Genomic DNA, 19,123 nt, shown 5'->3' with positions numbered 1-19,123 from the left:
TGGTGGCGGCACGGGGCTGGTCCTCGGCTCCGGCCTGTTGCTGGACGTGCCCCTGGCGGCGCTGGCCGGGCGTTTCGATACCCTGCTCCTGGTGGATATGGTGCATCTGCCCGAGGTACGCCAGCGGGTCCGTGCCTATCCTCATGTGCATCTGCTCGAAGGGGATGTGACCGGTCTGGTGCCGGCGCTGCATGGTCTGGGGCGATCGGCCTCCCTGGCCGATCTGGCGACTGTCTTTGCCCTGCCGCCGGGGCTGCCCGGGCTGCCGCCGGTGGACTGGGTGGCCTCCGTGAATCTGTTCTCACAATTACCTCTGTTGCCTCTGGCCTGGGCCGAACGCCTCTGTCCGGCGCTGGATGAGTTCCGTCTGCTGGCCTGGCAGGATGGCCTGCTGAGCGGGCACCTGGATTGGCTCCGGCGGCTGGCGCCCCGGGGGTGCCTGCTGGCGGATGGGCGCCAGGAGCATCTGGGGCCGGCCGGAATCCTGGAGGTGATGGACTACTCCTCCTGGCTGGAACGGCTGGGGGCGCCGGGGGAGCAGTGGTCCTGGCGGCTGGCCGCAGGGCGTGAACTGGGGGATGGAGGGCGTCTGGAACACCAGGTTCGGGCCTGGGTCTGGTGAGCGAGAAAATTCAAGATAGGGAAAGTTCTTTAATAATTATGAATTAAAAATTCTTATATAAGATATAATATGCACGCCTTGCGCGCATATGGGGTGCGCACGGCTGATAGAGAGGAGCCGGCCTACCGGCCGGAAAACTATAGGGAGTTCAGCCAATGAGTAGTTCCGTTTACGCGCGGATTCGTGAGAATCCCAAATTCCAGGAACTGGTGGCGCGCCGCAGCCGCTATTCCTGGGCCCTTTCCGCCATCGTGGTGCTGGTGTTCTACGGTTTCGTGATGGTCGTTGCCTTCAATCCCAAGCTGATTGGCCAGCCGGTGGCCGAAGGGTCCATGTGGACCGTCGGCATCGTCTTCGGGCTGCTGATGTTCATCTGCTTCTGGCTGATGACCGCCATGTACGTGCACCGTGCCAACGGGGAATTCGACAACATTTCCCAGGACGTGGTCCAGGCTGCCTGGAAGGAGAGCCAGTGATGCGCCATCTCCTGACGACCCTGTCCCTGCTGCTGCTCTCCGGTCTGGCCCATGCGGGTCCCGCCATGGAAGGCGCCGCCGAAAAACAGCCCCTCAACATGCACGCCATCGCCATGTTCCTGGTGTTCGTGGCCATGACCATGGGGATCACCTACTGGGCCGCGAGCCGGACCAAGTCGGCTGCCGACTTCTATACGGCCGGCGGCGGCATCACCGGCTTCCAGAACGGTCTGGCCATTGCCGGCGACTACATGTCCGCTGCCACCCTGCTGGGCCTGACGGCCATGACCTACACCCAGGGCTATGACGGTTACCTGTACATGCTGGCCTTCTTCGTGGGCTGGCCCTGCATCCTGTTCCTGATGGCTGACCGGCTGCGCAACCTGGGCAAGTTCACCTTCGCCGACATCACCGCCTACCGCCTCAACCAGGGCAAGGTGCGGACCATGGCGGCCGTGTCCTCCCTGACCGTGGTGTGCTTCTACCTGATCGCCCAGATGGTGGGGGCCGGCCAGCTGATCAAGCTGCTGTTCGGCCTCGACTACAACATCGCCGTGATCGCCGTGGGCGCCCTGATGATGGTGTACGTGACTTTTGGCGGCATGATCGCCACCACCTGGGTGCAGATCATCAAGGCCTGCATGCTGCTGTTCGGCGGCACCCTGGTGATGCTGCTGGCCCTGTCCCAGTTTGATTTCTCCTACACCAAGCTGGTGGCACGAGCCACGGAGCTGCATGCCAAGGGCTTCAGCCTGATGACCCCGGGCAACCTGCTCTCCGATCCGGTGACGGCCATTTCCCTGTGCATGGGCCTGATGTTCGGCACCGCCGGCCTGCCTCACATCCTGATGCGTTTCTTCACCGTGACCGACGCCAAGGAGGCGCGCAAGTCCGTGCTCTACGCTTCCGGTTTCGTGGGTTACTTCTTCAACGTGATCTTCCTGATGGGCCTGGCTGCCATCCTGATCGTGGGCCAGAACCCCGAGTTCTTCGAGGGTGGCGTCGTGGGTGGCAAGCTGATCGGCGGCGGCAACATGGTGGTGATGCACCTGGCCAAGGCCGTGGGCGGCAACATGCTGCTCGGCTTCCTGGCGGCCGTGGCCTTCGCCACCATTCTGGCCGTGGTGTCCGGTCTGGCCCTGGCGGGTGCGTCCGCCATCTCCCATGACCTGTACGCCCGGGTGATCAAGAAGGGCAGTGCCACCGAAGCCTCGGAAATGCGGGTTTCCAAGATCGCCACCATCGGCCTGGGCATTGTCGCCATCGGCCTGGGCATCCTGTTCGAAAAGCAGAACGTGGCCTTCATGGTGGGTCTGGCCTTCGGTATCGCCGCCGCCGCCAATTTCCCGGTGCTGATCCTGTCCATGTACTGGAAGGGGCTGACCACCAAGGGCGCGCTGGCCGGCGGTTATGCGGGCCTGATTTCCGCCGTGCTGCTGGTGGTGTGTTCCAAGTCCGTATGGGTGAACGTGCTGGGCAACCCTGCGCCCCTGTTCCCCTATGAACAGCCCGCCATCTTCGCCATGCCCATGGCCTTCCTGGCCGCCTGGCTGGTGTCCAAGATGGATGGCAGCGCCCAGGCTCAGGCCGAGATGGAAGCCTTCGAGGATCAGTTCGTCCGGGCCCAGACCGGCTACGGTGCGGCAGGCGCAGCGGCCCACTGATTTCGGTTCAATGCCAGAAAAAACCCCGGCGGGATTTCCGCCGGGGTTTTTTGTTGGGGGAAAGCGGCGGGCCTGAGCCTCAGGCGGCCTTGGTGGCGGCCTGGTGCTCCTGCATTCTGGCCAGGGCCTCCCGGCCGGAAAGCAGGTGGTCGTGCATGGCTTTTTCCACCCGGGGGGCATCGCCCGCCTTGAGGGCGGCCAGGATGGTCCGGTGTTCTTCCAGGGATTGTTGCAGGCGGCCTTCCAGGGACAGGGAATGCAGGCGGGAAAGCTTCAGCACCTTGCGCAGGTCCTGGATCACCTGCAGCAGCCAGCGGTTGTTGGCCAGCTCCTGTATGGTTTTGTGGAATTCCTGGTTGGCTTCGAAGAAATCAGCGATCCGTTCTTCCCGGGCGCTGAGTTCCAGGCGTTCATGGATGGCGGTCAGCTGCTCCAGGTCAGCCGGAGTCATCTTGGCCACCGCTTCGGCGGCGCAGCGGCCTTCGAGCAGGGCGATCAGGGGGAAGATGTCGTCCAGGTCCTGGGGGGAAATCTCAGTCACATAACAGCCCCGCCGGGGCTTGAGAATCACCAGTCCTTCCGAGGCCAGCACCTTCAGGGCCTCCCGCAGGGGGGTGCGGGAAATGCCGTATTGTTCAGCCAGCTTCTGTTCGTCCACCCAGGTGCCCGGCAGCAATTCATGGGCGAAGATGCGCTGGCGCAGGCGCTCGGCGACTTCCTGGTAGAGGGCGGTGGGGGCGATTCTGGCGCTCATGTTCTCGGGGTATCGGATGACACTGGGCCGCTTGCATTCATAATTATGAATAAAGTATTATCCACCGGCTAAGATGTCAACTTTTTGGGCGCGCAAGCGTGGAAGCACGGATTTTGCCGTGACTTGGCCAAAAAATCGACTGAGAAATGGATACCAGACTGCGAGAGGCGACCATGTCCGACCAATTCAAAAACTCCGAGAACCTGGATGCTTGGGAAGCCGCTGCTGCCAAGCAGGCTCCCGGGGGCGATGTAAGCAAGCTCAACTGGCAGACCCCGGAAGGGCTGACGGTCAAGCCCCTGTATACCCAGAAGGATGTGGCCGGCCTGGAGTTCGCCGACACCCTGCCCGGATTTGCGCCTTTCCTGCGCGGGCCCCAGCCCACCATGTACGCGGTCAAGCCCTGGACCATCCGTCAGTACGCCGGTTTCTCCACCGCCGAAGAATCCAACGCCTTTTATCGCAAGGCGCTCGCCGCCGGCGGCCAGGGCGTTTCCGTGGCCTTCGACCTGGCCACCCACCGCGGCTATGACTCGGACAACGCCCGGGTGACCGGTGACGTGGGCAAGGCCGGCGTCGCCATTGATTCCGTCGAAGACATGAAGATCCTCTTCGACGGCATCCCGCTCGACAAGATTTCCGTGTCGATGACCATGAACGGCGCCGTGCTGCCCATCCTCGCCGGTTACATCGTCGCCGCCGAGGAACAGGGCGTGTCCCAGGACAAGCTGTCCGGCACCATCCAGAACGACATCCTCAAAGAATTCATGGTGCGGAACACCTACATCTATCCGCCCAAGCCGTCGATGAAGATCATCGCCGACATTTTCGGCTACACGGCGCAGCACATGCCGAAGTTCAACTCCATCTCCATTTCCGGCTATCACATCCAGGAAGCCGGCGCCAACCAGGCCATCGAGCTGGCCTTCACCCTGGCCGACGGCATGGAATACGTGCGCACCGGCATCGCTTCCGGCATGGACGTGGACACCTTCGCCGGCCGTCTGTCCTTCTTCTGGGCGGTCGGGATGAACTTCTATCTCGAAATCGCCAAGATGCGTGCCGCCCGCCTGCTCTGGCACCGCATCATGAGCCAGTTCAACCCGAAGAACCCGAAGTCGATGATGCTGCGTACCCACAGCCAGACTTCCGGCTGGTCCCTGACCGAGCAGGACCCGTACAACAACGTGGTGCGCACCACCATCGAAGCCATGGCGGCCGTGTTCGGCGGCACCCAGTCCCTGCATACCAATGCCCTGGACGAAGCCATCGCGCTGCCCACCGAGTTCTCCGCCCGCATCGCCCGCAACACCCAGCTGATCATCCAGGAAGAAACCCACATCTGTAACGTGATCGACCCCTGGGCCGGCTCCTACATGATGGAAAAGCTGACCAATGACATGGCCGACAAGGCCTGGGGCATCATCCAGGAAATCGAAGCCATGGGCGGCATGACCAAGGCCGTCGAATCCGGCTGGGCCAAGATGCAGGTCGAAACCTGCGCCGCCGACAAGCAGGCGCGCATCGACTCCGGCAAGGACGTCATCGTCGGCGTGAACAAGTACAAGCTGGCCAAGGAAGACCCGATCGACATTCTGGACATCGACAACCATGCCGTGCGCGAGGCCCAGATCGCCCGCTTGAAGCAGATCCGTGCGACGCGCGACAGCGCCGCCGTCACTGCTGCGCTGGATGCGCTGACCAAGGCCGCCGAAACCGGCGAAGGCAACCTCCTTGACCTCACCGTCAAGGCGATCCGTCTGCGTGCCACGGTCGGCGAAGTATCCGACGCGCTGGAAAAGGTCTTCGGCCGTTTCCGCGCCAACAACCAGACCATTTCCGGGGTTTACGGAGGCGTTGTGGAAGGCTTGGAAAGCTGGGAACAGATCAAGGCCCAGGTGGCCAAGTTCGCCGAAGAAGAAGGCCGTCGCCCGCGCATCATGATCGCCAAGCTGGGCCAGGATGGTCACGACCGGGGTGCCAAGGTGGTGGCGACTGCCTACGCCGACCTGGGTTTCGACATCGACATGGGGCCCCTGTTCCAGACCCCGGAAGAAGCTGCCCGCCAGGCTATCGAGAACGACGTGCACGCCGTGGGCTGCTCGTCCCTGGCCGCCGGGCACAAGACCCTGGTGCCGCAACTGATCCAGGCCCTGAAGGCCCAGGGCGCCGACGACATCATCGTCTTCGCTGGCGGTGTCATCCCTGCCCAGGACTACGATGCCCTGTACGCGGCCGGTGCCAAGGCCATCTTCGGCCCGGGTACCCGCATCGAGGACTCCGCCGTCAAGGTACTCGAAGAAATCAAGAAGGCCCGCGGCTAAGTCCTGGCCATGCAGATGTCGGACGCCTTCCAGGCCCGCCAGCAGGAGCTGGCCGCTCCTGACCGGGCCCTGGTGGATGGGGTGCTGGCGGGCCAGCGCCGGGCGCTGGCCAAGGCCATCACCCTGATCGAATCCACCCGCCTGGATCATCAGGAACGGGCCCAGCAGGTGCTGGGCACCTTGCTGCCCAGCACGGGCCGGGCCATTCGCCTAGGCATCTCCGGAGTGCCCGGGGCGGGCAAGTCCACCTTCATCGAGGCCCTGGGCAATTACCTGATCGATCAGGGGCACAAGCTGGCGGTGCTGGCCGTGGACCCGTCTTCCTCCGTTACCGGCGGCTCCATCCTGGGCGACAAGACCCGCATGGAGACCCTGTGCCAGCGGGAAGAAGCCTTCATCCGCCCCAGCCCCTCCGCCGGCAGCCTGGGCGGCGTGGCCGAGAAGACCCGGGAGGCCATGCTGCTCTGCGAGGCCGCCGGTTTCGACGTGATCATCGTCGAGACCGTGGGGGTGGGACAAAGCGAGACCACGGTAGCGGGCATGGTGGACATGTTCGTGCTGCTGCAGCTGCCCAATGCGGGTGACGACCTGCAGGCCATCAAGAAAGGCATCGTCGAGATCGCCGACCTGGTGGTGATCAACAAGGCCGACATCGATCCCCGGGCGGCCCAGGTGGTGCGGGCCCAGTGGAACAACGCCCTGCACATGCTGCGCCCCGCCTCACCCAACTGGTCCCCCTCGGTGGTGACCATCAGTGCCCTGAAGCAGGAAGGCATCGATGCCTTCTGGGCCCAGGTGCTGAAGTACCGGGATGCCCTGACACCCACCGGGGAATTCGCGGACAAACGCCGCCGTCAGGCGGTGGACTGGATGTGGCAGTTGATCCATTCCGGTCTGAATCAGTATTTCCGGCGCCATCCTGCCGTGAAGGATGCCCTGCCCGGACTCACCCAGGAGGTGGCATCCGGACGAGTGACACCCGCAGCCGCAGCCTATGGGCTGCTCAAACATCTGAATCCCGAATCCGACTTTTAGAAGGAGATTCCTACATGCACGACATCATCCACCAGCTGGAAAAGAAGCGGGAGGCGGCCCGTCTGGGCGGCGGCCAGAAGCGGATCGACAGCCAGCACAAGAAGGGCAAGCTGACCGCCCGCGAGCGCATCGAACTGTTCCTGGACCCGGGTTCCTTCGAAGAATGGGACATGTTCAAGGAGCATCGCTGCACCGACTTCGGCATGGACCAGGGTGAGAAGATCCCGGGCGACGGCGTCGTGACCGGCTATGGCACCGTCAACGGTCGCCTGGTGTTCGTGTTCTCCCAGGACTTCACCGTGTTCGGTGGCTCCCTGTCCGAGACCCACGCCGAGAAGATCTGCAAGATCATGGACCACGCCATGAAGGTCGGCGCGCCCGTGATCGGCCTGAACGACTCCGGCGGCGCCCGTATCCAGGAAGGCGTGGCCTCCCTGGGCGGCTATGCCGACGTGTTCCAGCGCAACGTGATGGCTTCCGGCGTGATTCCCCAGATCTCCATGATCATGGGCCCCTGCGCCGGTGGCGCCGTGTATTCCCCGGCCATGACCGACTTCATCTTCATGGTGAAGGACTCCTCCTACATGTTCGTCACCGGCCCCGAAGTGGTGAAGACCGTGACCCACGAGGAAGTGACCGCCGAAGAGCTGGGTGGCGCCATCACCCACAACACCAAGTCCGGCGTTGCCGACCTGGCCTTCGAAAATGACGTGGAGGCCCTGAACTACCTGCGCCGCCTGATCAACTTCCTGCCCAGCAACAACAAGGAAAAGCCCCCGGTCCAGCCCACCAACGATCCGGCTGACCGTTTCGACTATTCCCTCGACACCCTGGTGCCGGACAACAACAACAAGCCCTACGACATGAAGGAGCTGATCATCAAGGTGGTCGATGATTGCGACTTCTTCGAGATCCAGCCCGACTACGCCAAGAACATCATCACCGGCTTTGCCCGCATGGATGGTTCCACCGTGGGCATCGTCGCCAACCAGCCCCTGGTGCTGGCCGGCTGCCTGGACATCAAGTCCTCCATCAAGGCTGCCCGCTTCGTGCGCTTCTGCGATGCCTTCAACATCCCCGTGGTCACCTTCGTGGACGTGCCCGGTTTCATGCCTGGTACCGCCCAGGAATACGGCGGCATCATCAAGCACGGCGCCAAGCTGCTCTACGCCTACGCCGAGTGCACCGTGCCCAAGATCACCGTGATCACCCGCAAGGCCTACGGCGGCGCCTATGACGTGATGTCCTCCAAGCACCTGCGCGGTGACGTGAACCTGGCCTGGCCCAGCGCCGAAATCGCCGTGATGGGCCCCAAGGGTGCCGTGGAAATCATCTTCCGCGAAGAAAAGAACGACCCCGCCAAGCTCGCCGAGCGCGAAGCCGAGTACAAGGAAAAGTTCGCCAACCCCTTCGTGGCCGCCAGCCGTGGCTTCATCGACGACGTGATCATGCCCCACGCTACCCGGAAGCGTATCTGCCGTTCGCTCGCCATGCTCGCCGAAAAGAAACTGGAAAATCCGTGGCGCAAGCACGGCAACATCCCGCTCTGATACATGAATTCCATTAACCACGGTGGCACCGGGATACGGAGAACAGCCTTGTTCATCTGCTTCTCTCTGTGCCTCTGTGTCTCTGTGGTGAGAGGTTTCCCATATGTTTAAAAAGATTCTGATTGCAAACCGCGGCGAGATTGCCTGCCGTGTCATCAAGACCGCCCGCAAGATGGGCATCAAGACCGTCGCCGTCTACTCCGAGGCCGACAAGGACGCCCTGTTCGTGGAGATGGCCGACGAAGCCGTCTGCATCGGGCCGGCCGCTTCCAAGGAGTCCTACCTGGTTGCCGACAAGATCATCGCCGCCTGCAAGCAAACCGGCGCTGAGGCTGTGCACCCCGGCTACGGCTTCCTCTCCGAGAACGCCGAGTTCTCCCGCCGCCTGGAAGAGCAGGGCATCAAGTTCATCGGTCCCAAGCACTACTCCATCGCCAAGATGGGCGACAAGATCGAGTCCAAGAAGCTGGCCATCGAAGCCAAGGTCAACACCATCCCCGGCTACAACGATGCCATCGCCGGTCCCGACGAAGCCGTCGAGATCGCCAAGAAGATCGGCTACCCGGTGATGATCAAGGCCTCCGCCGGCGGCGGCGGCAAGGGCCTGCGCGTCGCCTACAACGACGCCGAAGCCCACGAAGGCTTCTCCTCCTGCGTCAATGAGGCCCGTAACTCCTTCGGTGACGACCGCGTCTTCATCGAAAAGTACGTGCTGGAACCCCGTCACATCGAAATCCAGGTGCTGGGCGACTCCCACGGCAACTACGTGTACCTGAACGAGCGCGACTGCTCCATCCAGCGCCGGCACCAGAAGGTCATCGAAGAGGCGCCGAGCCCCTTCGTTGATGCGGAAATGCGCAAGGCCATGGGCGAACAGGCCGTGGCCCTGGCCCGGGCCGTGAATTACGAATCCGCCGGTACGGTCGAATTCGTCGTTTCCGGCGCGACCAAGGAGTTCTACTTCCTGGAAATGAACACCCGCCTGCAGGTGGAGCACCCGGTCACCGAACTGATCACCGGCCTCGACCTGGTGGAACAGATGATCCGCGTCGCCTACGGCGAGAAGCTGCCCCTGACCCAGGCCGATGTGAAGATCAACGGCTGGTCCATGGAATGCCGGATCAACGCCGAAGACCCCTTCCGCGGCTTCCTGCCGTCTACCGGTCGTCTGGTGAAGTTCCAGCCGCCGGAAGAAGCTCCGGGCCAGGTGCGTGTGGATACCGGCGTCTACGACGGCGGCGAAATCTCCATGTTCTACGACTCCATGATCGCCAAGCTGATCGTGCACGGTTCCACCCGGGAACAGGCCATCTCCCGCATGCGTGATGCCCTGAACGCCTTCGTGATCCGCGGCATCAGCTCCAACATCCCGTTCCAGGCCGCGCTGATGCAGCATCCGCGCTTCCAGTCCGGGATCTTCGATACCAGCTTCATTGCCAAGGAATACCCGAACGGCTTTGATGCCTCCATGGTGCCCCACGATGATCCGGCCCTGCTGATCTCCGTGGCCGCCTACGTGCATCGCTCCTACATCGACCGGGCGGCCAAGGTCTCCGGCCAGCTGCCCGGCCACGAGCGCCAGGTGGGTGACGAGTGGGTGGTGATCCGCAACAACGAGCGTTTCCCCGTGGTGGCCAAGCCCATCGAAGGCGGTTATCTGGTGGAGTACAACGGCGAGAAGTACGAGCTCCTCTCCAGCTGGCGCCTGGGGCAGTCCCTGTTCAACGGCACCTGCAACGGCGAGCCCTTCACCCTGCAGGTGGAACGGCACCGCATGACCTACCAGCTGTTCCACTGGGGCACCCGCGCCGACATGATGGTGATGTCCGCCCGTGCCGCCGAGCTGCTGGCCATGATGCCCGAGAAACAGGCTCCCGACCTGTCCAAGTTCCTGCTTTCCCCCATGCCCGGCCTGCTGCGCGAAGTGGCCGTGGCCGTGGGTCAGGAAGTGAAGGCGGGCGAGAAGCTGGCCGTCATCGAAGCCATGAAGATGGAAAACATCCTCAAGGCCGACCAGGACTGCAAGGTCAAGAAGATCTCCGCCGCTGCCGGTGAAAGCCTGTCCGTGGATCAGGTCATCATCGAGTTCGAATAAGCTGCCGCAAGCCGGCGGGCATCGACAGGTGCCCGCCCCCTGCCCCATGCACAAGGCCCCTCCGCGGAGGGGCCTTTTCCGTGGACCTGGTTCAGGGCTGCAGCGGCCAGAACAGGGGGATCAGGAGGCTCGCTGCCAGCCAGGTGATGATGTTCAGCGGGATGCCCATGCGGGCGAAGTCGGCAAAGCGGTAGTTGCCGGCGCTATAGACCAGGGTATTGGTCTGGTAGCCGATGGGGGTGGCAAAGCTGCAGCTGGCGGCGAACATGACGCCCACCACGAAGGGCCGGGGATCCACGCCCAGCTGCTGGGCCACGCCGATCACCACCGGGGTGAACAGCACGGCCACGGCGTTGTTGCTGATGAACTCGGTGGCGATGGAGGTGAGCAGGATCACCAGGGAGAGCATGAGCCAGGGGGAAAGGCCCTGGCCCAGGCCCACCAGCTGGTTGGCCATGAGCTGATCCAGACCGGAATCGTGCATGGCGATGCTGACGGCCAGCATCCCGAAAATCAGGGTCAGGATGGGCCATTCGATGGCCTTGTAGGCCTCGTCGGCGCGGATGCAGCCGGTAGCCACCACCAGGACGGCGCCGATGATGGACAGCCCTTCGATAGGCATCACGTCGAAGGCGGCCAGCAGCATCACCCCGACGATGGTGACCAGGGCGATGGGGGCTTTGTGCTGGCGGTTGGTGACCTGTTTGCCGTCGGTGATGGCGAACAGGTCACCGTTGTCGCAGAAGCGCTTGATCTGGGCCGGGGTGCCTTCCACCAGCAGCACGTCGCCGAACTGGAGCTGGAAATCGTCGCCGATCTGGGAGAAGGAGGCGTTCTTGCGGTGCACGGCGATCAGACGGATGCCGTAACGGGCCAGCAGGTCCAGGTCGCGGATGGGGCGGGCCACGTAGCGGGAGGTCTGGCCGACGATGGCTTCGACCATCACCACATCCCGGCGGCGCAGGGTTTCCAGGTCGTGGTGCTGTTCTCCCTGGACCTGGAGGCCCATCAGGTCCGAGTTGCGCAGGTCCATCATGGCGCTGCTGCGGCTATGCACCACCAGCCGGTCGCCGGCCTCCAGGCGGGTATCGGGGGCCGGGTCGGCAATCTCCTGCTCACCCCGGAACAGGTTCAGCACCTGGATGTCACCGTTGCTCAGGCGAGCCTCTTTGAGGCTGCGGCCCAGCAGGCGGGAATCCTCGGGGACGAACAGTTCGGTCATGAACAGCCGGTCGCCGCTGCCGGTGAATTGCTGGGTCAGGGTCTCCCGCACCGGCAGCAGGCGCTGGGCAAAGAAGAACATGAACAGACAGCCGGCCAGGGCCATGATCAGGGCCGGCGCGGTGATCTCGAACATGGAAAAGGGCTCCAGCCCCCGGGCCCGGGCCACCCCGTCCACCAGGATGTTGGTGGAGGTCCCTACCATGGTGACCAGGCCCCCCAGGATGGTGGCGTAGGAAAGGGGAATCAGCAGGCGCGAGGGGGCGATGTTGTAGCGCCCCGCCATGGCGATCACCGCGGGGATCATCACCATCACCACCGGGGTGTTGTTGATGAAGGGGGAGACCAGCAGCCCTACGGCCAGCATGGCCAGGAGCAGCTTGCGTTCGCTCTGTCCGGCCAGGGTGCCCAGCCACTCGCCCAGTTTATCCACGCAGCCGGTGCGGGAGAGGGCGCCGCTGATGATGAACAGGCAGGCGATGGTGATGGGAGCGCTGTTGCTGAACACGCCGAGCACCTGTTTCGGCTGCAGCAGGCCCAGACCCAGCAGCAGTGCCACGGCCACCATGACCGCCACGTCCGGCTTCAACCATTCGCGTACGAAGGTGGCGAACAGGACCAGCAGGATCAGCCCCACGATGAGGGCGTGCAGATGTTCAGGGACCAGCATGGGAGGCTTTTCTGGGAATCAGGCGGAGGCGCCACCTTAAACCCGGGGCAATGGAGAGTAAAAGAATATTAGCTTCCTTGCTTAGTGCTTTTGGTTATGAATGTGCCGCCCGTCCTGGCCCCCTTTCCGGGGCCCTGGGCCGGGCGAGGTCCTGGCGCTCTTCCTGCGATGGGCGAATGCCATGCCCGGGATGGCCGGCATGTCCGGAAGCCGCTGATTGAAAAGGAAAGTCCCAGGGGCCGGAAAGGGCTTCCAGAAAGGGTTTGTCGGCATCGGGGGAACTGGGATAATAGAAGCTTGGAATTTTTAGAGCGCTGCCATGACCAGCCAGTTGACCTTCAAGATCCTCGAGGACATTGCCCGGGACCTGTCCAGTGACGAAGTGACCTTTCCCACTTTTCTGGACATCACCTTCCAGGTTCGTACCGCCCTGAAGAATCCCAACCTGAATGTGGAGCAGCTGGCCAAACTGGTGGGGGCCGAGCCCCTGATGAGCGCCAAGATCATCCGTATGGCCAATTCCGTGGCCATGAACCCCTCGGGCCGGGAAGTGGCTGACGTGAAGACCGCCATCGTGCGGGTGGGCATGGAAGCGGTACGCACCGTGTCCTTCGCTGTGGCCATGGAGCAACTGCTGCAGTCGAAGCAGATGCAGGCCTTCGAGGACATTTCCAAGCGGCTCTGGGAGCACACCGCCCACGTGGCCGCCCTGTGCCGGGTGCTGGCCCGGAAGCTGGCCAAGATCAACGGCGATGAAGCCATGTTTGCCGGGCTGGTGCACGACATCGGCGTGTTCTATCTCATGTCCCGGGCCGCCAACTTCCCGGAGCTGGTGGCGGACAAGGCCGAGCTCCATGCCCTGCTGGTGGGCTGGCACGACAACATCGGGCATGCCCTGCTGTCGGCCCTGGGGCAGCCGGAATCCGTGCTGCTGGCGGTCCAGGAGCATGAGCAGGACCGGGAGATCGCCAGCATCCAGAGCCTCTCCGACGTGCTCTACGTGGCCAACAAGATTGCCAATACCGTGGCCTCCTGGCGCGATGACAGCCTCGACGGGGCGGTGGATACCTCGATGCTGGCGGACATCTTCGATGCGGAGACCCTGCAGTCCATCATCGATGAGTCGGAAGAGGAAGTAACCTCCCTCAAGAAAGCCCTGGGCGGCTAAACCGCACATCCCAGGATGCCAGAGGCGGCCCCTGGTCTGCCTTTTCCAAGTTCGAGGTTCATATGCAAACCCACGCTCCGGCGGATGTTCGCGGCAGGCAACTGGCGCTCCTGTGCCTGGGGGCACTGGGCGTGGTCTACGGGGATATCGGCACCAGCCCCCTGTATGCCATGAAGGAGGTCTTTGCCGGCAATCACCCGATTGCCCTGGATGACGGCAATGTGCTCGGCAGCCTCTCCCTGTTCTTCTGGGCCCTGGTGATCGTGGTCTCCGTCAAGTACGTGATCTTCATCATGCGGGCCGACAACCGGGGCGAAGGCGGGATCATGGCCATGATCGCCCTGGCCCTGCACGGCACCCGGCCCGAAGGGCGTTCCCACCAGGTGATCCTGGTGCTGGGGGTGCTGGGGGCGGCCATGTTCTATGGGGACGGCATGGTGACCCCGGCCATCTCCGTGCTTTCCGCCGTGGAGGGTCTGGAGGTGGCGGCGCCGGCCCTGCATCACGCGGTCCTGCCCGTGACCCTGGCGGTGCTGTTCCTGCTCTTCTACGTGCAGCACCACGGTACGGCCCTGGTGGGGCGGGCCTTCGGGCCGGTGATGCTGGTCTGGTTCGCGGTGCTGGCCCTGCTGGGGGCCGTCCAGATCGTGGCCAATCCCCATGTGCTGCTGGCGGCCCATCCCGCCTATGCCCTGGAGTTCATCTACCACAACCGGGCCATGGCCCTGGTGGCCATGGGCAACGTGGTGCTGGCGGTGACCGGGGCCGAGGCCCTGTACGCGGACATGGGCCATTTCGGGCGCAAACCCATCCAGCGGGCCTGGTTTGCCCTAGTGCTGCCGGCCCTGATGCTCAACTACTTCGGCCAGGGGGCCCTGCTCCTGAGCCAGCCCGAGGCCGCCAGCAATCCCTTCTACCTGATGGCGCCCCAGTGGGCCCTCTATCCCCTGCTGGCCCTGGCCACCCTGGCCACGGTGATCGCCTCTCAGGCGGTGATTTCCGGCGCTTTTTCCGTCACCCGCCAGGCCATGCAGCTGGGTTTCCTGCCGCGCCTGGAGGTGCAGCACACCTCGGAACGGGAACAGGGGCAGATCTACGTTCCGGCCATCAACTGGGGGCTGATGCTGGCGGTGATGGTGCTGGTGCTGGGCTTCCGTTCCTCCAACAATCTGGCGGCCGCCTATGGCATCGCCGTGACCGGGGACATGGTCATCACCTCCCTGCTGGCCCTGGTGGTGGCGGCCCGGGTCTGGAACTGGGGCTGGTTCAAGGCCGGCCTGCTGTTTGCCTGTTTCCTGGCCGTGGAGCTCACCTTCCTGGCGGCCAACATCCTCAAGATTCCCGACGGCGGCTGGTTCCCCCTGGTGGCCGGGGTCGCCATCTTCGTGCTCATGACTACCTGGAAGCAGGGCCGGGCCCTGCTGCACCGGCGCCTGGCCGGGGAGCGCCTGGAGCTGCTGCCCTTCATCGATTCCCTGGCGGCGGGCATGCCGGCCCGGGTGCCGGGCACGGCCCTGTTCCTCAACTCGGACCCGGTCAGCGTGCCCCATGCGCTGCTGCATAACCTGATGCACAACAAGATCCTGCACGAACGGGTGGTGGTGCTCTCGGTGCAGTTCTTCGATGTGCCCTATGTGCCGGATATCGACCGGGTCGAGGTGCGGCGCCTGAACGAAAACTTCTGGCAGGTGATCGTCCAGTACGGTTTCAAGGACGAGCCCGACCTGCCCCTGGCCCTGGCGGCCTGTGCTCCCTACGGCCTGCAGCTGGAGCCCCTGGACACTTCCTACTTCATTGGCCGGGAAACCCTGATTCCCCGGCTGGGCTCGGAAATGTCCTTCTGGCGGGAAAAACTGTTCATTGCCCTGTTCCGCAACGCGGGCAGCGTCACCGCCTTCTTCAAGATTCCTTCGAACCGGGTGGTGGAGCTGGGCACCCAGGTGGTGCTCTAGGATATGCCGGTGCCGGCCATGGGGGGCACGGGCGGGGAGCCGGGGGCTTCCCTGCGGGTGCCGCTGATCTCGGTTCTGGTTCTGGCTGTGGTTTTTGCCGCCGTGGCCTGGCTGGGCCTGTATCTGAGCCGGGAGCAGCTGCAGCATCGGCTGCAGAGCGAGGCGGTGCGCATGCAGTCGGCCTTTGCCGTGGCCCAGGACGACATCGAGCAGCACATGCTCACCCTGGCGGCCATGGTGGCCGCCGATCCGGAGGTCCAGGCCCTGTTCCGGGCCGGCCGGGAGGCGGTGCTGGCTGAAGGTGGGGGCGGCGGCGGTCCCCGGGCTGCCCGGGCCCGTCAGGCGCTGCTGGCCCATCTGGCGCCCCAGTGGCAGCCCATGCAGGCCCAGTTTGCCCTGCGCCAGCTGCATTTCCACCTGGGGCCCGGCTCCCTTTCCTTCCTGCGCGTGCACATGCCGGAACGTTTCGGGGACCGGATGGATGCGCTGCGCCACATCATCGTCCAGGTGAATCAGGACGGCCGTTCCCGTACCGGCTTCGAAACCGGGCGCATCTATTCGGGCGTCCGCGGGGTGGTGGCGGTCCGTGATGAAAGCCGGCCCGGGCGGCCGGTGATCGGCGCCCTGGAGGCGGGAACCTCCTTCGATACCCAGCTCTCCCGCCTGGACCAGATGCTGGGCGCGGGGTTTGCCATCCTCCTGCGCCGGGAGCACGTGGATCAGCATGTCTGGCAGGAGTTTGCGGCCCTGAACGGCATGCCTAGCCAGGGCGGCGAGTGCGACTGCTACCTGGAGGCCAGCTCCCGGCCGGAGATCCGGGACTGGATGCGCCAGGGCGGCATCCTGCGGCCCCTGGCCAGCAGTCTGGACACCTCCCTGTTTCACTGGCAGGGCCGGGATTACCAGCTGATCCGTTATCCCCTCTTCGATTACCTGCATCAGGATGATCCGGGCCGGGCTCACGTGGGTTCCGTGGTGATGTGGATGGACCGCAGCCACATGCTGGCGGAACAGGCGGCCCTGGAGCAGCGCATCCTGGCGGGGGTCGGCCTCTCCTTCGGCGTCGTGCTGCTGCTCCTGCTCTGGGGGCTGGGCCTCACCCGGCGGCGCCTGGAAGGGCGGATCCAGGCGGCCACCCGGGCCCTGGAGGACGAACGCCGCCTGTTCGTGGGTGGGCCGGTGATCACCGTGGTCTGGGGTCCCGAGGCGGGCTGGCCGGTGCGTTACATCTCCGACAACGTGACCCAGATTCTGGGCTACAGCCCGGCCCAGATGACGGCGCCCGGCCAGCGTTTCAGCGACCATGTGTATCCGGAGGACCGGGAGCAGCTCGTCCGCCAGGTGGAGGCGCATCTGGCCAGCCGGGCGGCCAGCTGGGAGCAGCATTACCGGCTGCTCACCCGGGAAGGGCAGGTGCGCTCCTTCTACGATTTCACCCTGGCCGACTGGAACGACGACGGCAGCCTGCGCCAGGTGCGCGGTTACCTGATCGACCAGACCGAGCGGGTGGAACTGGAAGCCCGCCTGCGTACCCAGGAGGAAAGGGTGGAACTGGCCCTGGCTGGTGCCGACCTGGGCCTCTGGGACTGGCACATTCCCAGCGGCCACGTGACCTTCAATGAACGTTGGGCGGCCATGCTCGGTTATACCCTGGGTGAGGTGCCGCCCCATGTCTCCTCCTGGGAGCTGCTGGTGCATCCCGAAGACCGGCCCCGGGTCCAGGAGCTGCTGCGCCGGCACCTGGAGGGACTGGATACGGCCTACTCCTGTGAACACCGGGTGCGGCACCGGGACGGGCACTGGATCTGGGTCCTGGACCGGGGCAAGGTCATGGAGCGGGACGGGGAGGGCAAGCCCCTGCGGGCCGTAGGCACCCATCTGGACATCACGGCCGCCAAGCTGGCCGAACAGGCCCTGCGCCAGACTTCGGAGCGTTACCAGCAGACCCTGGCGGCCATCGAGCAGGGCATGTGGGAGTGGCATGTGCCCAGTGACGGGATGGTCTGGGACGCCCGGGCCTACGAGATGCTGGGCTATGCCGACCAGGCTTTCCCGGTGCACCTGGAGCGCTTCAAGCAGCTGGTGCACCCCGAAGACCTGGGGCGCATCCTGGAACACATGGCCACCCGGCTCGACCAGACCCAGGGTTTTTCCGTGGAATTCCGCATGCGCCGGGCCGACGACAGCTGGATCTGGATCGAGAGCCGGGGGCGGGCTGTGGCCTGGGACGGGGCCCGGCCCCTGCGTCTCCTGGGCACCCATACCGACATCACCGCCCGCAAGCAGGCGGAGCTGGCCCTCAAGGCCAGTGAAGCCCGGCAGCGCACCCTGATTGCCTCCATGACCGAGCTGCTGCTGGCCCTGGATGCTTCGGGCTTCCTGCGCGAGGTGCACCAGCCCGAAGGCTTCCTGGATTGTTTTGCTGCCCTGGCCGACAAGCTGGGCCTGGATTACCGGGCCTGCCTGCCGGCCCCGGTGGCGGATCAGTTCGATATTGCCATCGCCGGCATCATCGGCGACGGCAAGGCCCGGGAGTTCACCTTTGCCCTGCCCGCTCCGGGGGCGGCCGCGGTCGATAGCCGCCATTTCCATGCCCATATCAGCGCTCTGGCCGACGGGGAGCCCTATCCCAGCGGCTACCTGGTGATGGTGCGCGACATCAGCGACAGCATCCGCACCCAGCAGGCCCTGAACCAGCTGGCGACCCGCAATGCAGCCATGTTGGAAGGGGCGGGGGAGGGCATCTACGGGGTGGACGGGGAGGGGCGCTGCGTGTTCATCAACCGGGCTGCCCTGGAGATGCTGGGGGCCCTGGAGTCCATGGTGCTGGGCCAGGATACCCACACCCTGTTCCATCACCACGACGAAACCGGGGAGCACTACCCGGCCGGCCGCTGCCCGGTCTCCCTGACCCTGGCAGACGGCCAGCTGCGCCGGATCGAGAACGAATGGTTCTGGCGTCAGGATGGGGTGGGTTTTCCAGTCTCCCTCACCGTCACCCCCATCATCGAGGCCGGGCGCCGGACCGGGGCCGTGGTGGTGTTCCAGAACCAGAGCCAGCGCCGGGCCCAGGAACAGGAGCTGCGCCACCTGGCCACTACCGATCCCCTCACCGGACTGCCCAACCGCCGTTACTTCATGGACCGGCTGGAACAGGAATGGTCGCGTCTGCACCGTTTCGGCGGCCAGGCGGCGATCATGATGCTGGACCTGGATCATTTCAAACGCATCAACGACAACCATGGCCACGGGGTGGGGGATCAGGTGCTCAAGGCCTTTGCCGAGGTGCTGCGCCAGGGCGTGCGGCGCATGGACGTGCCCGGCCGCCTGGGGGGCGAGGAGTTTGCGGTGATCCTGCCCGGGGCTTCCCTGGACGGCGCGCGTCAGTTGGCGGAGCGGGTGCGCCGGGCGGTGAGCCAGATGCAGGTGCCCGATGCCCTGGGACAGCCGATTCCGGTGACGGTGAGCATAGGGCTGTCCTCTTTCGAGCCGGAAACCCCCGTTTCCGAAGCCCTGCTCACCCGGGTGGATGAGGCCCTGTACCGGGCCAAGACCATGGGCCGGAACCGGGTCGAAGTCATCTGACCCCTGC

12 protein-coding genes are annotated in these 19,123 nt (G+C 64.5%); 10 read left to right on the top strand and 2 right to left on the bottom strand.

What is annotated here, in order from left to right; translation table 11 throughout:
* The first annotated feature begins 37 nt into the window (after window positions 1-37).
* From G474_RS21865 to G474_RS0104595, 3 genes are all read left to right on the top strand, one after another.
* The gene (locus G474_RS21865; protein ID WP_051281847.1) at window positions 38-622 is read left to right on the top strand and encodes a hypothetical protein; all 585 of its coding nucleotides are present in this window, start codon (window positions 38-40) and stop codon (window positions 620-622) included.
* A gap of 155 nt (window positions 623-777) precedes the next feature.
* Window positions 778-1,098: a DUF485 domain-containing protein gene (locus G474_RS0104600; RefSeq protein WP_026685953.1), complete on the top strand. Its 321-nt coding sequence runs from the start codon at window positions 778-780 to the stop codon at window positions 1,096-1,098.
* Window positions 1,098-2,762, top strand: coding sequence for a cation acetate symporter (locus G474_RS0104595; RefSeq protein WP_026685952.1), 1,665 nt, complete (start codon window positions 1,098-1,100; stop codon window positions 2,760-2,762). The genes G474_RS0104600 and G474_RS0104595 overlap by 1 nt, the downstream gene beginning before the upstream one ends.
* A gap of 79 nt (window positions 2,763-2,841) precedes the next feature.
* Here G474_RS0104595 and G474_RS0104590 read toward each other — a convergent pair whose 3' ends face one another.
* Complete coding sequence (locus G474_RS0104590) at window positions 2,842-3,516, bottom strand: GntR family transcriptional regulator (protein WP_026685951.1); 675 nt, start codon at window positions 3,514-3,516, stop codon at window positions 2,842-2,844.
* A gap of 173 nt (window positions 3,517-3,689) precedes the next feature.
* Between G474_RS0104590 and scpA the strand changes: the two genes are divergently transcribed.
* From scpA to accC, 4 genes are all read left to right on the top strand, one after another.
* Window positions 3,690-5,840, top strand: coding sequence for a methylmalonyl-CoA mutase (scpA, locus tag G474_RS0104585; protein ID WP_026685950.1), 2,151 nt, complete (start codon window positions 3,690-3,692; stop codon window positions 5,838-5,840).
* 9 nt (window positions 5,841-5,849) lie between these two features.
* On the top strand, window positions 5,850-6,875 hold the full coding sequence (meaB, locus tag G474_RS0104580) for a methylmalonyl Co-A mutase-associated GTPase MeaB (RefSeq protein WP_043463204.1): 1,026 nt from the start codon (window positions 5,850-5,852) through the stop codon (window positions 6,873-6,875).
* A gap of 14 nt (window positions 6,876-6,889) precedes the next feature.
* Window positions 6,890-8,425, top strand: coding sequence for an acyl-CoA carboxylase subunit beta (locus tag G474_RS0104575; protein ID WP_026685948.1), 1,536 nt, complete (start codon window positions 6,890-6,892; stop codon window positions 8,423-8,425).
* 103 nt (window positions 8,426-8,528) lie between these two features.
* Window positions 8,529-10,520, top strand: coding sequence for an acetyl-CoA carboxylase biotin carboxylase subunit (accC, locus tag G474_RS0104570; protein ID WP_026685947.1), 1,992 nt, complete (start codon window positions 8,529-8,531; stop codon window positions 10,518-10,520).
* Window positions 10,521-10,611: 91 nt separating this feature from the next.
* On the opposite strand, the gene G474_RS0104565 is transcribed toward accC, so the two are convergent.
* Window positions 10,612-12,411 (bottom strand): SLC13 family permease, encoded by a 1,800-nt coding sequence (locus G474_RS0104565; RefSeq protein WP_026685946.1) that lies wholly within the window; start codon window positions 12,409-12,411, stop codon window positions 10,612-10,614.
* A 319-nt stretch (window positions 12,412-12,730) separates the two neighbouring features.
* Here G474_RS0104565 and G474_RS0104560 point away from each other — a divergent pair, with 319 nt between their 5' ends.
* The 3 genes from G474_RS0104560 to G474_RS21860 all read left to right on the top strand — a co-directional run bounded on the left by G474_RS0104560 (window position 12,731) and on the right by G474_RS21860 (window position 19,116).
* Entirely contained in the window at window positions 12,731-13,579 is an 849-nt protein-coding gene (locus G474_RS0104560; protein WP_026685945.1) for an HDOD domain-containing protein, read from the top strand.
* A gap of 62 nt (window positions 13,580-13,641) precedes the next feature.
* Window positions 13,642-15,531 carry a potassium transporter Kup gene (locus G474_RS0104555; protein WP_026685944.1) on the top strand — a complete coding sequence of 630 codons (1,890 nt, stop codon included), beginning with the start codon at window positions 13,642-13,644 and terminating at the stop codon, window positions 15,529-15,531.
* An 18-nt stretch (window positions 15,532-15,549) separates the two neighbouring features.
* Window positions 15,550-19,116 (top strand): sensor domain-containing diguanylate cyclase, encoded by a 3,567-nt coding sequence (locus G474_RS21860; protein ID WP_169729491.1) that lies wholly within the window; start codon window positions 15,550-15,552, stop codon window positions 19,114-19,116.
* Window positions 19,117-19,123: the final 7 nt, after the last annotated feature.

It is taken from the genome of Azovibrio restrictus DSM 23866 (genome assembly GCF_000429665.1).
Classification (GTDB): domain Bacteria; phylum Pseudomonadota; class Gammaproteobacteria; order Burkholderiales; family Rhodocyclaceae; genus Azovibrio; species Azovibrio restrictus.
Note: the sequence above shows the minus strand (reverse complement) of the source record. Positions and strands in the feature narration are given on the sequence as shown.

What these genes read in the sequence shown, in the direction of transcription:
- G474_RS0104600 (WP_026685953.1), top strand. Translation starts at nt 778, where the DNA reads ATGAGTAGTTCCGTTTACGCGCGGATTCGTGAGAATCCCAAATTCCAG.
- G474_RS0104595 (WP_026685952.1), top strand. Translation starts at nt 1,098, where the DNA reads ATGCGCCATCTCCTGACGACCCTGTCCCTGCTGCTGCTCTCCGGTCTG.
- G474_RS0104590 (WP_026685951.1), bottom strand. Translation starts at nt 3,516, where the DNA reads ATGAGCGCCAGAATCGCCCCCACCGCCCTCTACCAGGAAGTCGCCGAG.
- scpA (WP_026685950.1), top strand. Translation starts at nt 3,690, where the DNA reads ATGTCCGACCAATTCAAAAACTCCGAGAACCTGGATGCTTGGGAAGCC.
- meaB (WP_043463204.1), top strand. Translation starts at nt 5,850, where the DNA reads ATGCAGATGTCGGACGCCTTCCAGGCCCGCCAGCAGGAGCTGGCCGCT.
- G474_RS0104575 (WP_026685948.1), top strand. Translation starts at nt 6,890, where the DNA reads ATGCACGACATCATCCACCAGCTGGAAAAGAAGCGGGAGGCGGCCCGT.
- accC (WP_026685947.1), top strand. Translation starts at nt 8,529, where the DNA reads ATGTTTAAAAAGATTCTGATTGCAAACCGCGGCGAGATTGCCTGCCGT.
- G474_RS0104565 (WP_026685946.1), bottom strand. Translation starts at nt 12,411, where the DNA reads ATGCTGGTCCCTGAACATCTGCACGCCCTCATCGTGGGGCTGATCCTG.
- G474_RS0104560 (WP_026685945.1), top strand. Translation starts at nt 12,731, where the DNA reads ATGACCAGCCAGTTGACCTTCAAGATCCTCGAGGACATTGCCCGGGAC.
- G474_RS0104555 (WP_026685944.1), top strand. Translation starts at nt 13,642, where the DNA reads ATGCAAACCCACGCTCCGGCGGATGTTCGCGGCAGGCAACTGGCGCTC.
- G474_RS21860 (WP_169729491.1), top strand. Translation starts at nt 15,550, where the DNA reads ATGGGGGGCACGGGCGGGGAGCCGGGGGCTTCCCTGCGGGTGCCGCTG.